Source organism: Psychrobacter alimentarius (assembly GCF_001606025.1).
GTDB classification, from domain to species: domain Bacteria; phylum Pseudomonadota; class Gammaproteobacteria; order Pseudomonadales; family Moraxellaceae; genus Psychrobacter; species Psychrobacter alimentarius.
This window is the reverse complement of record NZ_CP014945.1, coordinates 3,034,347-3,050,369: the sequence shown is the minus strand read 5'-3', so window position 1 is coordinate 3,050,369 and position 16,023 is coordinate 3,034,347. Positions and strand designations below refer to the sequence as shown.

The window sequence follows — 16,023 nt, the reverse complement described above, 5'->3', positions numbered from 1 at the left end:
TTATTTTTTCAGCGCCTATAACCACTATAAAAGCCGGCCGTATTTCACTCATTATACTTGGCTATATAAAGCCACTCTAAGTGAGGCAGTGTTTAGGCCTGCTATGATACCAAAAAAACCACTTTTCTGATGAAGAATATCATGACTACACAACCTGCTAATGTTCAAAACCATAATAACTCAGATGCTGAGCAGACAATATTATCCGATACAAGAGCCGCTGCAATAGAAACGCATCCATTTCCTCCTGTGCTGCCAGCGCATGCCACTGTTATGATGATGGGAACGTTCCCGCCCACGGTTGACAAATGGGCAATGAGCTTTCATTATCCTAACTTTTATAATGATATGTGGCGGATTTATGGTCGTGTGTTCTTCGATGATGCTGACTATTTTCGGGTAGACGACGAAAAACGTTTCGATCCTGAACGTATTCGTGCCTTTATGTTTGAGCGCGGCATCGCTTCTTGTCCCACGGTCAAACAAGCCATTCGAGAGACGGGCAATGCTTCTGATAAAAACCTAACAGTCGTTACTCGCGTTGATTTGGACAATATTTTGCCGCAAGTGCCCCAAGTAAAGACTTTATTTACCACAGGCGGTAAGGCGACAGAAGTTTTGATGAGTTTGCTTGAGATCCCACCAGCCAAATCAAAATATCCTAAGACCAATCAAAGTATGGACTATCCTTACCAGTGGCAAACCGATGAGCAAACCAGTTCTGTTAATGACTTAACTTTATATAGGTTGCCATCTACCTCACGCGCTTATCCGCTAGCATTAGACAAAAAAGTCGCTGCTTATAGAGAATTTTTTGAAAAAATGGGGAAGTTATAAAGTAAAAGTATAGGGAGGATAGCTCCAATAGAAAAGAAGGTCTAAAAATAGTAAAAGCCATCTATCTACTGAAACCGACTATTTTTGCTAGGGCAAACTATAATAAAAAACATACCTAGAGCTGATCTTTCGATCTATCAAAAGTAGTCAAAACCTAAGCTATTGAAAAAATTAGCATTTCCATATTTTGGTAAAATAAATGAAGAAACTTGTATAAAATTGGTTGACACTTCGTTCAAACTCTCTATAATACGCCCTCATCAAGACGGACTGGCAGCAACTGATGTGTAGATTACACATTACTAACGCGGTTAACCTGATGAAACAAATTATAAAAAAGCTTGACAATTCAAATCATTATGATAAGATAGTCGGCTCGCTAGTTAGCTTAACCGGTAACGGTATGAGCGAATAGCGAAAGTAATACCCTATATATCGATGACTGGACGACAGTGATTGAGACTATTTAAAAGCATAACTAAAGAACAACTTGTGTGGATTTTTGCTGATTCAGGATGCTAAAAAATAAAGTTGACTATCTTTTCTTTTCGGGAAGATTATTAACTATAAAAATTATCATTTAAGACAGCAGAAAAACTCAAAGTTAATTCATTACGAACATAATTTTTAGCGATTTTGCCAGATTAGATGAGCCAAGTTTAGAAGCTTCTTTAAAGAGCTTCATAGCAAGATTAAACTGAAGAGTTTGATCATGGCTCAGATTGAACGCTGGCGGCAGGCTTAACACATGCAAGTCGAGCGGTAACATTTCTAGCTTGCTAGAAGATGACGAGCGGCGGACGGGTGAGTAATACTTAGGAATCTACCTAGTAGTGGGGGATAGCTCGGGGAAACTCGAATTAATACCGCATACGACCTACGGGAGAAAGGGGGCAACTTGTTGCTCTCGCTATTAGATGAGCCTAAGTCGGATTAGCTAGATGGTGGGGTAAAGGCCTACCATGGCGACGATCTGTAGCTGGTCTGAGAGGATGATCAGCCACACCGGGACTGAGACACGGCCCGGACTCCTACGGGAGGCAGCAGTGGGGAATATTGGACAATGGGGGAAACCCTGATCCAGCCATGCCGCGTGTGTGAAGAAGGCCTTTTGGTTGTAAAGCACTTTAAGCAGTGAAGAAGACTCTTCGGTTAATACCCGGAGACGATGACATTAGCTGCAGAATAAGCACCGGCTAACTCTGTGCCAGCAGCCGCGGTAATACAGAGGGTGCAAGCGTTAATCGGAATTACTGGGCGTAAAGCGAGCGTAGGTGGCTTGATAAGTCAGATGTGAAATCCCCGGGCTTAACCTGGGAACTGCATCTGATACTGTCAGGCTAGAGTAGGTGAGAGGAAGGTAGAATTCCAGGTGTAGCGGTGAAATGCGTAGAGATCTGGAGGAATACCGATGGCGAAGGCAGCCTTCTGGCATCATACTGACACTGAGGCTCGAAAGCGTGGGTAGCAAACAGGATTAGATACCCTGGTAGTCCACGCCGTAAACGATGTCTACTAGTCGTTGGGTCCCTTGAGGACTTAGTGACGCAGCTAACGCAATAAGTAGACCGCCTGGGGAGTACGGCCGCAAGGTTAAAACTCAAATGAATTGACGGGGGCCCGCACAAGCGGTGGAGCATGTGGTTTAATTCGATGCAACGCGAAGAACCTTACCTGGTCTTGACATATCTAGAATCCTGCAGAGATGCGGGAGTGCCTTCGGGAATTAGAATACAGGTGCTGCATGGCTGTCGTCAGCTCGTGTCGTGAGATGTTGGGTTAAGTCCCGCAACGAGCGCAACCCTTGTCCTTAGTTACCAGCGGGTTAAGCCGGGAACTCTAAGGATACTGCCAGTGACAAACTGGAGGAAGGCGGGGACGACGTCAAGTCATCATGGCCCTTACGACCAGGGCTACACACGTGCTACAATGGTAGGTACAGAGGGCAGCTACACAGCGATGTGATGCGAATCTCAAAAAGCCTATCGTAGTCCAGATTGGAGTCTGCAACTCGACTCCATGAAGTAGGAATCGCTAGTAATCGCGGATCAGAATGCCGCGGTGAATACGTTCCCGGGCCTTGTACACACCGCCCGTCACACCATGGGAGTTGATTGCACCAGAAGTGGTTAGCCTAACCGTAAGGAAGGCGATCACCACGGTGTGGTTGATGACTGGGGTGAAGTCGTAACAAGGTAGCCGTAGGGGAACCTGCGGCTGGATCACCTCCTTATAGACAGCATTCGGTCAGCAAGAATTCACAACAAGTTGTTCTTTAGTTTAAGCTTACGTTTTAGGACGTATTGGGTCTGTAGCTCAGCTGGTTAGAGCACCGTGTTGATAACGCGGGGGTCAGTGGTTCAAGTCCACTTAGACCCACCATTTATATGGGGCCATAGCTCAGTTGGTAGAGCGCCTGCCTTGCACGCAGGAGGTCAACGGTTCGACTCCGTTTGGCTCCACCACTACTTTAGTTAAGCTTAGGATGCGAATAAATAAAATAGGTATCAAATAGAAACAAGTGATTTTAATAAGATTACTTCTTTCTGTTTTATACGGAAATCTATGACTCGACGAGAGCATAGAGACTATTTAAAAACATAGATATGAGTCTGGGTTAGGATGAGCGTGTTCACGCGCACATCTTAACCTTAGTAATCAGCTCTTTAACGACATCAGTTGTTATCCCAGGGGTTGATTGCTAAAAAGAAATAAGAGAACTGAATCAAGCGTAAACATAGGTGATATCGTTATCATTAATTAGAGTGTATGACACTACTTAGTCGAAAGACTACTTGGGGTTGTATGGTCAAGTAATGAAGCGCACATGGTGGATGCCTTGGCAGTCAGAGGCGATGAAAGACGTGACAGCCTGCGATAAGCTTCGGGGAGGCGGCAATATCCTGTGATCCGGAGATTTCTGAATGGGGAAACCCACCTAGCATAAGCTAGGTATCCTAATTTATTAGGAAGCGAACGAGGGGAAGTGAAACATCTCAGTACCCTTAGGAATAGACATCAATTGAGATTCCCCTAGTAGCGGCGAGCGAACGGGGAGAAGCCGATTAGTACTAATGTAGAAGAACAGCGTGGGAAAGCTGACCGTAGTAGGTGATAGTCCTGTATTCGAAACATTAGCATTAACATATTAAGTAGAGCGGGGCACGAGAAATCCTGTTTGAAGATGGGGGGACCATCCTCCAAGGCTAAATACTCCTGACTGACCGATAGTGAACCAGTACCGTGAGGGAAAGGCGAAAAGAACCCCTGTGAGGGGAGTGAAATAGAACCTGAAACCGTGTGCGTACAAGCAGTGGGAGCCCACTTGTTGGGTGACCGCGTACCTTTTGTATAATGGGTCAGCGACTTATATTCTGTAGCAAGGTTAACCGTTTAGGGGAGCCGTAGGGAAACCGAGTCTTAATAGGGCGTCTAGTTGCAGGGTATAGACCCGAAACCGAGTGATCTATCCATGAGCAGGTTGAAAGTGCCGTAACAGGCACCGGAGGACCGAACCCACTGTCGTTGAAAAGCCAGGGGATGACTTGTGGATAGGGGTGAAAGGCTAATCAAACTCGGTGATAGCTGGTTCTCCCCGAAAGCTATTTAGGTAGCGCCTCGGACGAACACCATTGGGGGTAGAGCACTGTTTCGGCTAGGGGGTCATACCGACTTACCAAACCGATGCAAACTCCGAATACCGATGAGTGATATCCGGGAGACACACAGTGGGTGCTAACGTCCATTGTGGAGAGGGAAACAACCCAGACCGCCAGCTAAGGCCCCAAATTCCTAGTTAAGTGGGAAACGAGGTGGGAAGGCATAGACAGCTAGGAGGTTGGCTTAGAAGCAGCCATCCTTTAAAGAAAGCGTAATAGCTCACTAGTCGAGTCGGCCCGCGCGGAAGATGTAACGGGGCTCAAACTAGGAGCCGAAGCTGCGGATTTGAATTTGTTTTCAAGTGGTAGGGGAGCGTTGTGTAAGCCTGTGAAGGTGTGTTGTAAAGCATGCTGGAGGTATCACAAGAGCGAATGCTGACGTGAGTAACGATAATGCGAGTGAAAAGCTCGCACGCCGGAAGATCAAGGGTTCCAGTCCAACGTTAATCGGGGCTGGGTGAGTCGACCCCTAAGGCGAGGCCGAAAGGCGTAGTCGATGGGAAATCGGTTAATATTCCGATACTTGTTTATGATGCGATGGAGGGACGGAGAAGGTTATGCCAGCCTGGCGATGGTTGTCCAGGTGGAAGGATGTAGGTTTATAGCTTAGGTAAATCCGGGCTATTTTATACCGAGATCTGATAGCAAGCTGTACTTGTACAGCGAAGTGGCAAATACCATGCTTCCAGGAAAAGCTTCTAAGCGATAGTCATAAACGAATCGTACCCTAAACCGACACAGGTGATCAGGTAGAGAATACCAAGGCGCTTGAGAGAACTCTGCTGAAGGAACTAGGCAAAATGGTACCGTAACTTCGGGAGAAGGTACGCTGCTGATGGTGAAGGACTTGCTCCGTAAGCTATTGGCAGTCGCAGATACCAGGCTGCTGCAACTGTTTATTAAAAACACAGCACTCTGCAAACACGAAAGTGGACGTATAGGGTGTGATGTCTGCCCGGTGCTGGAAGGTTAATTGATGGGGTTAGCGTAAGCGAAGCTCTTGATCGAAGCCCCAGTAAACGGCGGCCGTAACTATAACGGTCCTAAGGTAGCGAAATTCCTTGTCGGGTAAGTTCCGACCTGCACGAATGACATAATGATGGCAGCGCTGTCTCCAGCAGAGACTCAGTGAAATCGAAATCGCAGTGAAGATGCTGTGTACCCGCGGCTAGACGGAAAGACCCCGTGAACCTTTACTACAGCTTTACATTGAACTTTGACCTGACTTGTGCAGGATAGGTGGGAGGCTTTGAAGCCGAGACGCTAGTCTTGGTGGAGCCAATCTTGAAATACCACCCTGGTCATGTTGGGGTTCTAACTCAGGTATAACAATACCGAGGACAATGTATGGTGGGTAGTTTGACTGGGGCGGTCTCCTCCTAAAGAGTAACGGAGGAGTACGAAGGTGCGCTCAGACCGGTCGGAAATCGGTCGTAGAGTATAAAGGCAAAAGCGCGCTTAACTGCGAGACCCACAAGTCGAGCAGGTACGAAAGTAGGTCTTAGTGATCCGGTGGTTCTGTATGGAAGGGCCATCGCTCAACGGATAAAAGGTACTCTGGGGATAACAGGCTGATACCGCCCAAGAGTTCATATCGACGGCGGTGTTTGGCACCTCGATGTCGGCTCATCTCATCCTAGGGCTGAAGCAGGTCCTAAGGGTATGGCTGTTCGCCATTTAAAGAGGTACGCGAGCTGGGTTTAGAACGTCGTGAGACAGTTCGGTCCCTATCTACCGTGGGCGTTGGAAATTTGAGAGGATCTGCTCCTAGTACGAGAGGACCAGAGTGGACGAACCTCTGGTGTTCGGGTTGTCACGCCAGTGGCATTGCCCGGTAGCTACGTTCGGATGGGATAACCGCTGAAAGCATCTAAGCGGGAAGCCCACCTCAAGATTAGATTTCCCTAAAGAGCCGTTCAAGACTAGGACGTTGATAGGCAGGGTGTGGAAGCGCAGCGATGCGTGTAGCTAACCTGTACTAATTGCTCGTTTGGCTTGACCATACAACACCCAAGTGGTTTGTATCAAGTCTAATTAATCTATCTTGCAAAGCGAAAGCTTTAGAATAAGAAAGTATATTTCGATATCACCGTTAACCTTGATTCAGTTAGGTTATGTGGTACTTATCAAAGTCACACAACAGACTCATATCTAACCCCCTTTGCTGACGACAATAGCACGATGGAACCACCTGATCCCTTCTCGAACTCAGAAGTGAAACATCGTAGCGCCAATGGTAGTGTGGTTCGCCCATGTGAGAGTAGGTCATCGTCAGCTCTCTATTCTGAAATATCCCCCGACTAGTTATCTAGGCGGGGGATTTTCTTTGTGTCTATCTTTTATTCCTAACGACCTACGTAGCAAATCCTATTTAAAGGATTTGCTCTTGCTCTTGCGCTGCCTAGCAAAGCAGTGCTTTGCCTTAACGGCGCTCAGGTCATCGTCAGCTCTCTATTCTGACTAGCCCCTTGATACTAACGTATCAAGGGGCTTTTCTTTGCCTGCTGTTTAATACAGGCTTGCCCTAACTCTTACCAGCTCATAATCTCAATTCGGCCATATCTTCTTTTCATTCAAATCATAAATATTTTAAAACCATCATTGTATCTGAAATAGTAGATATTGGGTTTTGTGACCATTATCTTTTCGCTAAGAAATATAGTGTTATATAGCCGTATTAAAATGATTTGACTTATATCGTTTTAACTGATAATTTTAAACAGTCTTTTTATTTAAGTTAATAACACGGAGGTGTTAACTGATTAAATAAAGTAATTTCTATCGAATCAAAGTATTAAATTCACGTGTTGTTCCTACCCCTACAATTATCAAAAGGAATTGATAATGAAGTTAGCTCCTCTTTTTTCGATTGGTGCTTTAGCCGCTATCAGCCTTTTTGGCTGTTCTAACCAGTCAGCTGACACAACTGATGGATCATCTGCAACCTCTCAAGATACGACCGTCTTACGCTTCTCTCATTTTTGGCCAGCAACTTCTTCCATTAGTACAGAAGTTTTTGAACCTTGGGCTAAGCAAATAGAAACAGATTCTAATGGTCGCTTAAAAGTAGAGTTATACCCATCAGCAGGTCTTGCGAAAGCTGACGTCACTTATGAGTCGGCTGCTAAAGGTACCATTGATATCGGTTCACAAGCCCATGGTTATACTAGTGGTCGCTTTCCGCTGACTCAGATTACTGAGCTTCCAGGTTTATCAAATTCAGCCACTCAGATGGGTTGTATGCTACAGACGCTTTATGAAGACGGAACGCTTGCCAGTGAATACAAAGACACGCATATGCTATTTATGTATGGCGCTGGACCAGGCTCTCTGCATACTACTGACAAACTGATTCGTACACCTGCGGATATGAAAGGTATGCGCATTCGTCGTCCTTCGGCAGTCGCTGGTGACATTATCGAAAGTGCGGGCGCATCACCTGTTGGTCTACCTGCAAATGACATGTACACCTCTTTACAGCGCGGTGTTGTTGATGGTCTCAGTTTCCCATGGGAAGCCGTAACGGCTTTTAAAATTGACGAAATTACTAAGTACCATACCAATATTCCTTTTTATAGCTCGGCACTCATGGTGACGATGAATAAAGACAAGTACGACAGTCTGCCTGATGATTTGAAACAAGTTTTGGATAAAAATTCAGGTATGGCCCTTGCTAATAAAGTGGGTGAGGTATTTGATAAGCATGATCAGATGGCCATACAAGCAGCTAAAGATAAAGGTGACGAAATTATCGAGATTCCTGACCCACTCAATGATCCAAATTGGAAAGGTCCGCTTGAAAAGGGTACTAAAAAATATTTGAGTGATGTCAAAGCATTAGGTCTGGATGCTGATAGTGTCTATGAAAAAGCCAAAGCTGCTAGCGCAGCCTGTAAGGTATAGCCTACTGGAGGTATTACATGATCTTTTTAATTAAAATCAGTACCTTCATCTCTAGGCTATGCCAGTTTTTTGGCGGTATCAGTCTTATCATCATCGTGTTAGCGACCATGCTAGATGTGACGGCTCGTTATATTTTTAAGCTCACGGGTGGCGAGTTTGGGTTTACGGTAAAGGGCAGTGTAGAGATTGTCTCTTACTTTATGTTATTTGCTTTACTTGCCGCTTTTGCCGCCTTTGTAGAGCGATCACAAATTATCGTCGATGTATTCACCCAAAAGATGCCTCAGACTATTAAAGGTTACATGATGGGCGTCTTTATGTTGGGCTTTTTCGTTATTGGGATCGTTTTCTCGTGGGGGCTCTATGAAAGTGCAATTGATGCTATAGAGTATGGCAAGGTCACTCAAGATCTTAGAGTTTCAATGATGCCCATTTATATGTTTAGTGCCTTTCTGAGCCTTTTGCTTGCCATTCGCTCGCTGATCGAATCCATCAATATCTTTAAAACGGGCGAGTTCTTTGACGCCGAGGAGACAGGCGCATGAGTCCAGAAATTATTGGTGCCATTGGCCTGCTGGTCATGATTGTATTGGTGGTGCTGCGAGTGCCAGTGGCATTGGCCATGTTGGGCGTGGGACTGGTCGGTTTTGGTGCTGTGACTGCGCCAAGTGGGGCACTGCAAATGCTCAAAGACATTCCAGTAGATGTTTTGGCAAAGTATGATTTTAGTGCCATTCCTTTATTTATTCTAATGGGTGTATTTGCGACTCATTCAGGTATGGCTGGCAAATTGTTTGACGCTACTAGAACTATATTTGGCGGGGTAAGAGGTAGCCTTGGTATTGCAGGTATTGGCTCATCTGGTATTTTTGCTTCTATTTCAGGCTCTTCTTTGGCGACTGCATCTACAATGACAAAGGTCGCGCTACCTCAAATGGAAAAGTATGGCTATCAGCCAGGTTTTGCCTGTGGCGTTTTGGCGGCTGGCGGTACGTTAGGGATTATGATTCCTCCCAGTATTGCATTACTGGTCTATGCTATTTTAACTCAGCAATCTGTCGGTGATATGTTTATCGCAGGTTTTTTGCCTGGCATCTTAGGTATGGTGATGTACTCTATCACTGTTATGATTATGGTACGCTGGAAACCGCATCTCGCACGTCGCGGTGAACCAACGTCTTGGAAAGCAAAGCTACTATCATTGACTGGTTTAATACCGTTCAGCTTTATTTTTATCATTATTATCGCTGGTATTTTCTTTGGGCTATTCACTCCAACAGAGGGCGCAGCAGTTGGCGCTTTTGTATCATGGGCCTATGCTTTTGCCAAAGGTATGCGCTTAAAAGGCCTGAAACAGTCACTCATTGAAACGCTTGCACTATCAGCAGTGGTCTTTTTTATGCTACTTGGTGCAGAGGCATTGGGTTACTTTATTTCGGTATCACGTCTGTCTTATACAATGGCCACTTGGATTGGGACTCTATCGGTCAGCCCGATGATTGTACTGATTTGTATTCTAGTCATGTACTTTTTACTGGGGCTATTTATGGACGCTTTAGCCATGTTGGTTATTACGATTCCAGTGGTTTATCCCATCATTGTGGCACTAGGGTTTGATCCTGTTTGGTTTGGTATTATTGCTGTATTGACGGTAGAACTGGGTTTGATTACACCGCCTATGGGGATGAATATTTTTGTCATTAAAGCGATGGCACCGCACATTAAGCTTAGTGACATGTTTCGAGGAGTTGCACCTTTTATTGTCTCAGATGTGATTCGATTGGGCATTTTGGTCGCTTTTCCAGCCATCTCTTTGGTGTTATTGACGTAAGTCTTATTCGTAGTAATAAACATATAAGCTAAAAATCCACAGTTTAATAAGTCGTTCTATTTTTTAAGCCATATTGTTGTCATAACGATGTGGCTTTTTTATGGCAAATCAAAAAGTTGGTAAACTGAGTTGATATAGCGATGAGCAATTAAAAGATGCCCTACACGACATCTAAAATAACTATAAATAGCAAAAATTGTTTGAGACAGTGTTTGGTTACCAAGGTGGTTTTTGATTACAGTGTATGGCAGGACGATAACTTTTCTTATCATTCTAAAATCTGATGGATGTAGTAAACTGATTGGTATTTTCGTATCCACCCTTTTATATGATAAGTAGAGACAGTCATGGCAGTCGATTTTAGTAACACGCTAATAGTCGCAATTTCTGCAACCGCACTTTTTGATTTAACAGAATCTGAAAACCATTTAGTACAATTATTGGAGCAAAAACCAGCAAGCGCTATCAAAGAATTTCGCGATTATATGACTGAACGTGAGAATGAGCCTTTAAATATTGGCGCCGGTTACCCATTGATCAAAGCTTTATTAAATTTGAACGAATATTGTGCAGATAAGAATGGACAGGATTCAGAAATAGAAGCGCCGTTAGTCGAAGTCGTTATCGTCTCAAAAAGTAGTCCAGACACAGGCATCCAAGTACTCAATGCCATTTTGGCGCATGGACTGAATATTTCACGATCTGCTTTTATTTCGGGTAGTCCAATTGCTCCCTATATCAAAGATTTCAATGTCGACTTGTTTTTGACCACAAACCGTGATGATGCACAGCAAGTTGCAGATGCCAATATCTGTGCTTGCGCAATCTTGGATGCGACCCCTGTCAATACTTATGAGTTGGACACCAATCAGCTACGCATTGCATTTGATGGCGACGCAGTGCTTTTTGATGATTCGGGGGAGCTGCTATATAAACAAAAAGGTCTGCGAGCTTTTCATGATCGCGAAACACAAATGCGTGATTTGCCAATTGAAAAAGGACCTTATGCTGAATTGCTGATTAAATTATCAAACTTACAAGAGCGTCTACCAGCTGGGCTTCAATATTCTCCAATCAAAATTGCTTTGGTCACCGCTCGTAATGCGCCTGCTGACTTGCGAGCGATTAAAACGCTGCGAGAGTGGGGCGTCAATGTGGACATGGCATTTTTCTTGGGCGGTTTAGAAAAAACAGCCGTGCTTAGAACGTTTGCGCCGCATATCTTTTTTGATGATTCGATCCAGCACATCGATGCGGCACGTGACTTCATTCCAACGGCGCTCGTTCCTTATCATTCGACCTCATTGCTACATGGGGACAGTTATTTAACCTCTAAGCAAGATGCGGCATTGTTGGCTTTTAAACCGGTAGAGCGTCCACTTTTTGCTGTGCGTCATTAATTATCTAAAAACTCAATCAAAAGGATAAAGTCGTCTATGAAGTGGCAGCAATTGCTCAACTTGATCATGGTACGTATCAAGCAGGTCATTGGCTTATATGCGTTTGTACTCATACCAATGTGGGGCATGTTTTTTTTAAATGATGTATTGCTATTTGGTATGTGGAACATCTTTGGGATTGTGCCGCGCGCCTTTGATGTAGGAAGTATGATAGGAGTGTTTGCATCATGGACGATGCATGGAAACTTCTCACATTTACTGGGTAATACGTTAACGTTATTACAAATTTTGTTTTTGTTCGGATTGTTTGAAAAAAATGCCTACCGTACTGTACTCAAGCTGATTGTTGCATCGGGACTGGTTACTTGGGTTATTGGCTCACCCTTGTCCATTCACATTGGAGCGTCAGGATTGTGTTTTGCAATGCTCGGTTATATGATCGGTGGGGCAGTATTTGCCCGACGCTGGGGTTACTTACTTGCTTGTATTATCATGGGAACAGGATACTGGTTAACGATCAAACAAGGGCTGATGCCGCAACAAGGCATCTCATTTGCGGCACATTTTGGTGGTTTGTGTGCAGGTCTGCTATTAGGTGCTAACTCAAAACATACGTATTCGGCGACCTCTCAGCGCTATTAAATGCTTAGCATTATGAAACCTGTATCGTATGAATGTCACTGAATCAGGTCATAAATATGCGGGTCACGATAACGTTGCTTCTAAGCAGTAGCGCAACGTTGGTTTTAACTCATGCAAACACTAGTAAATAAAGGATCATCTTTCGCCAACGCTCGCCATGCTGTGGTCTGCTTAACATGCTCATCGATAGTCAGCGTGCTGTCTTTTGCAGGCAATACATAATCTGCCCGAGCGGGGACGCTACAATCTATCACTTGCGAGACTTTTTGCACACCTCTACGTCTCTCGAACAGATACAAATTGACCAAATATACATCTGGGTTATCGACTTGCACAGTAGCATTGCCAATGTCAGCAGCGATAAAACGTAGTATTTGCGGCTTAACGTAAGTCCATGGGCGAAACCATGTACTCTCTTCAATTTTTTTAACGACAGTGACACCTTCAGGAAGTTGCGTAACCTGTTGATCAAACCAGCTATACTCTTGTTGAATTTGGAAGCCAAATATACCGATGGCAGCAAATAATGGGATAAGCCATTTTGGTGCTCTTTTACCTGCCAGTTTGCTGAGGTGAGTTATGATAAGTGCTATCCCAGCCAAACCAAATCCAGCAGCTATGGTAGCGATAAACTCGTAAAGCATAAAATCTTCCTTAATGCGATAAGCGCTTTTAATTAAGCGTCTGTAGTAGAGCAGAATTTAAGAGTTTTTGTAAAAAATAGAGGATAAAAAAATCACTCACAAGCAGCAACTGCCTGTGAGTGATATATATTAACGCAAAATATATCCTCAGTCGTGCGCTTAGTGGTCGACTGCACCGCCAGCGCCGCGTGGAGAGCGAACACTTTCAACCAGTTCTTGAATGTGTAATGGTGGTGCTGGTGTAGCATATGAGACGACAAATGCTACGATGAAGTTAAGCATAGCACCAACCGCACCAAATGATAACGGCGAGATACCAAACAGCCAATACTCTTCTGTATCAGGGAAACTTGCAGTACCACTGATGAAGAACCAACCTTTGAATAAAAAGATATACACTAGGATACTAATCAAACCCGTTAACATACCAGCGATAGCGCCAAGGCTGTTAATACGTTTAGAGAAAATACCCATCATCAGTACTGGGAATAGTGAAGCTCCCGCAATACCGAAGGCGAGTGCCACGACTTGTGCGGCAAATCCTGGTGGATTGATACCTAACCATGTTGCTACTACAATCGCAATACCCATAGTGATACGCGCTACTTTTAACTCGCCTTTATCACTAATATTTGGGTTGAGGTTTCTTTTGATCAAGTCATGACTGATCGCTGATGAGATAGCCAATAGTAGACCTGCGGCAGTTGATAGTGCTGCTGCTAGGCCACCTGCTGCAATAAGACCAATAACCCATGGTGGAAGATTTGCAATTTCTGGGTTAGCTAGTACTAGAATGTCATTGTTTACGTCAAGCTCGTTACCTGCCCAACCTGCGTTTGCAAAGCGACCATCGACTTCTAAATCGTGTGCAGTACGAGCCTGTTCGACAGCAGCAGTAGCAGCGGCAACATCGCCACCATCAGTTTCAGCAGTATTTAGCGCCAACTGAGCGGCACCAAGTCCACTGTCGTTGTACATCTGAATACGGCCATCATTATTGAGATCATTATACTTAATGAGGCCAGTCTCTTCCCATGTTTTCATCCAATCTGGACGTTGATCATAGGTGATAGACTCTGCTTCAACACCTTGTGGATAGATAGTATCAATCAGGTTCAAACGAGCCATCGCACCTACTGCAGGAGCAGTGAAGTAAAGTAACGCAATGAATACTAGTGCCCAACCTGCTGACCAACGCGCATCAGATACTTTAGGTACAGTGAAAAAACGAATAATAACGTGTGGTAGACCTGCTGTACCAATCATTAGCGACAAGGTAAATAGCACCATGTTTAACTTATTTGGTACATCAGCGGTATAAGCAGTAAATCCTAAGTCAGTCACTACCTGATCAAGCTTAGTCAATAAAGGTATACCTGATTCGGTATGGTTTGAGAACAAACCGAGACCTGGAATTGGGTTACCGGTCAGCTCAAGTGAGATAAAGACAGCAGGGATAGTATAAGCAATGATTAGAACGACATACTGTGCAACCTGCGTGTAGGTAATACCTTTCATACCACCTAGTACGGCATAAAAGAAAACAACCACAGCAGCAATAAGAAGGCCAGTCGTATTGTCGACTTCTAAGAAACGTGAGAATGCGACGCCAGCCCCTGTCATCTGACCAATAACGTAAGTAGTCGACGCAATAATCAAACACACGACTGCAATCATAGCGGCAGTCTTAGAGTAAAAACGGTCCCCAATAAAATCAGGAACCGTAAATTTACCAAATTTGCGCAAGTATGGTGCTAGCAGCATCGCTAGAAGTACATAACCCCCAGTCCAGCCCATTAGATACGTTGAGGCACCATAGCCACCAGCGGCAAGAATACCTGCCATTGAAATAAATGATGCAGCACTCATCCAGTCAGCGGCGGTTGCCATACCGTTGACGACGGGATGGACACCACCACCTGCGACATAAAATTCACTGGTTGAACCAGCTCGCGCCCAGATTGCAATACCGAAGTATAGAGCGAAGGATAGACCCACAAAAATAATATTAATTACAAATTGACTCATAGCATTATTCCTCGTCTACGCCATATTGTTTATCTAACTTATTCATACGCCAGGCGTAAAAGAAGATTAAGACCATAAATACTATAATCGCGCCTTGCTGAGCAAACCAAAAGCCCAGATCAGTACCACCGATTCTAATACCTGCTAAGAGAGGACGTAATAAGATCCCAAAACCATAAGAGCATAGTGCCCAAATGACTAGGCAACCTAAAATGAGACGGACATTGGCACGCCAATAACCGGATGAATCGTTGTGGTTTTCCATAGAGCAACTCCTTTTGTCTTACCTAAAATATTATTGTTGGTCTCATCCTAATAATTATGATGGTCTTGCATCTGTAGACGACAACGGCAGTATCTATAGGGTAGTGTTACTTAATAGACAGTCTGTGTTGAATTTTTCAAAACAAATAATGCGAAGAGCAACATAAGAGAGGCGGTGACTATTCCTTATCACTTAACCTGTCATAAAAAACAGAAACATGCGACTTTATAAAATGAGCATTATAAACAATGAGATTAACAGTACGTAATGGCACTACGATGACTAAAAATCATTTACTTTAAAATAATAGCTAAGTTATTAAATGTTGTTTTGGTCACTTTGATCAAAAATAACGTTTGAGATGCACAAAGTGTATCGAGGAAGAAAGAAGGGGCAGGACAATCCGCTGTCTTTTTCACAACTTGTCTTCCTGACAAGCGTTTGAAGTTCTAAATGTTCTAATCACTTATGGTAACATCTAGTCTGGATAAATGTTCAAAAATAAGTTTATCAATATCTGATAAAAGCAACTATAAATAATTATTTATAGATATCATCCACTATTATAAAAAATAGTATAAATTCTCTTAGACTAAATATTAATGTTACTAGAATATTGCTAAATTTGTCTAACTTATAATGTTAAATTGTTACTCAATAGATTCTATAGGATATCAAGTACATATAACATTTATTTTATAAATAGCGATTATAGACTGATAAGTAAATGTGATACCGCAGACGGCTGAATATCTATAAAATGCTTATGATATTTTTATGCCAAATTTTTTAAGTAGTCACACTTGTGGTTTAG

The 16,023-nt window shown here is 43.7% G+C and carries 9 protein-coding genes, 2 tRNA genes and 3 rRNA genes; 11 read left to right on the top strand and 3 right to left on the bottom strand.

The features are described 5' to 3' along the window. Positions 1-273: 273 nt before the first annotated feature. The 11 genes from A3K91_RS12600 to A3K91_RS12550 all read left to right on the top strand — a co-directional run bounded on the left by A3K91_RS12600 (position 274) and on the right by A3K91_RS12550 (position 12,272). On the top strand, positions 274-837 hold the full coding sequence (locus A3K91_RS12600; RefSeq protein ID WP_416231982.1) for a DNA glycosylase: 564 nt from the start codon (positions 274-276) through the stop codon (positions 835-837). A 694-nt stretch (positions 838-1,531) separates the two neighbouring features. Then, positions 1,532-3,070, top strand: a 16S ribosomal RNA gene (locus A3K91_RS12595). A 72-nt stretch (positions 3,071-3,142) separates the two neighbouring features. Next, positions 3,143-3,219 (top strand) — tRNA-Ile (locus tag A3K91_RS12590). Positions 3,220-3,226: 7 nt separating this feature from the next. Next, positions 3,227-3,302: transfer RNA gene (locus A3K91_RS12585), tRNA-Ala, on the top strand. Between the two features lie 342 nt (positions 3,303-3,644). Further along, positions 3,645-6,499 (top strand): 23S ribosomal RNA (locus A3K91_RS12580). A gap of 160 nt (positions 6,500-6,659) precedes the next feature. Further along, positions 6,660-6,773 (top strand): 5S ribosomal RNA (gene rrf, locus A3K91_RS12575). The 16S, 23S and 5S rRNA genes sit together here with 2 tRNA genes alongside, the layout of an rRNA operon. 567 nt (positions 6,774-7,340) lie before the next feature. Further along, entirely contained in the window at positions 7,341-8,399 is a 1,059-nt protein-coding gene (locus A3K91_RS12570) for a TRAP transporter substrate-binding protein (protein ID WP_062845577.1), read from the top strand. A 17-nt stretch (positions 8,400-8,416) separates the two neighbouring features. Next, positions 8,417-8,944 (top strand): TRAP transporter small permease, encoded by a 528-nt coding sequence (locus tag A3K91_RS12565; RefSeq protein ID WP_062845576.1) that lies wholly within the window; start codon positions 8,417-8,419, stop codon positions 8,942-8,944. Continuing rightward, positions 8,941-10,230, top strand: a complete 1,290-nt coding sequence (locus A3K91_RS12560) for a TRAP transporter large permease (RefSeq protein ID WP_062845575.1) — start codon at positions 8,941-8,943, stop codon at positions 10,228-10,230. Before A3K91_RS12565 ends, A3K91_RS12560 begins: the two co-directional genes overlap by 4 nt. A gap of 347 nt (positions 10,231-10,577) precedes the next feature. Then, positions 10,578-11,630, top strand: a complete 1,053-nt coding sequence (locus A3K91_RS12555) for a 5'-nucleotidase (protein ID WP_062845574.1) — start codon at positions 10,578-10,580, stop codon at positions 11,628-11,630. Positions 11,631-11,666: 36 nt separating this feature from the next. Further along, complete coding sequence (locus tag A3K91_RS12550) at positions 11,667-12,272, top strand: rhomboid family intramembrane serine protease (RefSeq protein ID WP_062845573.1); 606 nt, start codon at positions 11,667-11,669, stop codon at positions 12,270-12,272. Between the two features lie 104 nt (positions 12,273-12,376). On the opposite strand, the gene A3K91_RS12545 is transcribed toward A3K91_RS12550, so the two are convergent. The 3 genes from A3K91_RS12545 to A3K91_RS12535 all read right to left on the bottom strand — a co-directional run bounded on the left by A3K91_RS12545 (position 12,377) and on the right by A3K91_RS12535 (position 15,209). Continuing rightward, positions 12,377-12,916 carry a hypothetical protein gene (locus A3K91_RS12545; protein ID WP_062845572.1) on the bottom strand — a complete coding sequence of 180 codons (540 nt, stop codon included), beginning with the start codon at positions 12,914-12,916 and terminating at the stop codon, positions 12,377-12,379. 159 nt (positions 12,917-13,075) lie between these two features. Further along, positions 13,076-14,944 (bottom strand): sodium:solute symporter family protein, encoded by a 1,869-nt coding sequence (locus A3K91_RS12540; protein WP_062845571.1) that lies wholly within the window; start codon positions 14,942-14,944, stop codon positions 13,076-13,078. A 4-nt stretch (positions 14,945-14,948) separates the two neighbouring features. After that, the gene (locus tag A3K91_RS12535) at positions 14,949-15,209 is read right to left on the bottom strand and encodes a DUF4212 domain-containing protein (RefSeq protein ID WP_062845570.1); all 261 of its coding nucleotides are present in this window, start codon (positions 15,207-15,209) and stop codon (positions 14,949-14,951) included. Positions 15,210-16,023: the final 814 nt, after the last annotated feature.

Coding starts and splice junctions, on each gene's coding strand:
- A3K91_RS12600 (WP_416231982.1), top strand. CDS start 274: ATGATGATGGGAACGTTCCCGCCCACGGTTGACAAATGGGCAATGAGC.
- A3K91_RS12570 (WP_062845577.1), top strand. CDS start 7,341: ATGAAGTTAGCTCCTCTTTTTTCGATTGGTGCTTTAGCCGCTATCAGC.
- A3K91_RS12565 (WP_062845576.1), top strand. CDS start 8,417: ATGATCTTTTTAATTAAAATCAGTACCTTCATCTCTAGGCTATGCCAG.
- A3K91_RS12560 (WP_062845575.1), top strand. CDS start 8,941: ATGAGTCCAGAAATTATTGGTGCCATTGGCCTGCTGGTCATGATTGTA.
- A3K91_RS12555 (WP_062845574.1), top strand. CDS start 10,578: ATGGCAGTCGATTTTAGTAACACGCTAATAGTCGCAATTTCTGCAACC.
- A3K91_RS12550 (WP_062845573.1), top strand. CDS start 11,667: ATGAAGTGGCAGCAATTGCTCAACTTGATCATGGTACGTATCAAGCAG.
- A3K91_RS12545 (WP_062845572.1), bottom strand. CDS start 12,916: ATGCTTTACGAGTTTATCGCTACCATAGCTGCTGGATTTGGTTTGGCT.
- A3K91_RS12540 (WP_062845571.1), bottom strand. CDS start 14,944: ATGAGTCAATTTGTAATTAATATTATTTTTGTGGGTCTATCCTTCGCT.
- A3K91_RS12535 (WP_062845570.1), bottom strand. CDS start 15,209: ATGGAAAACCACAACGATTCATCCGGTTATTGGCGTGCCAATGTCCGT.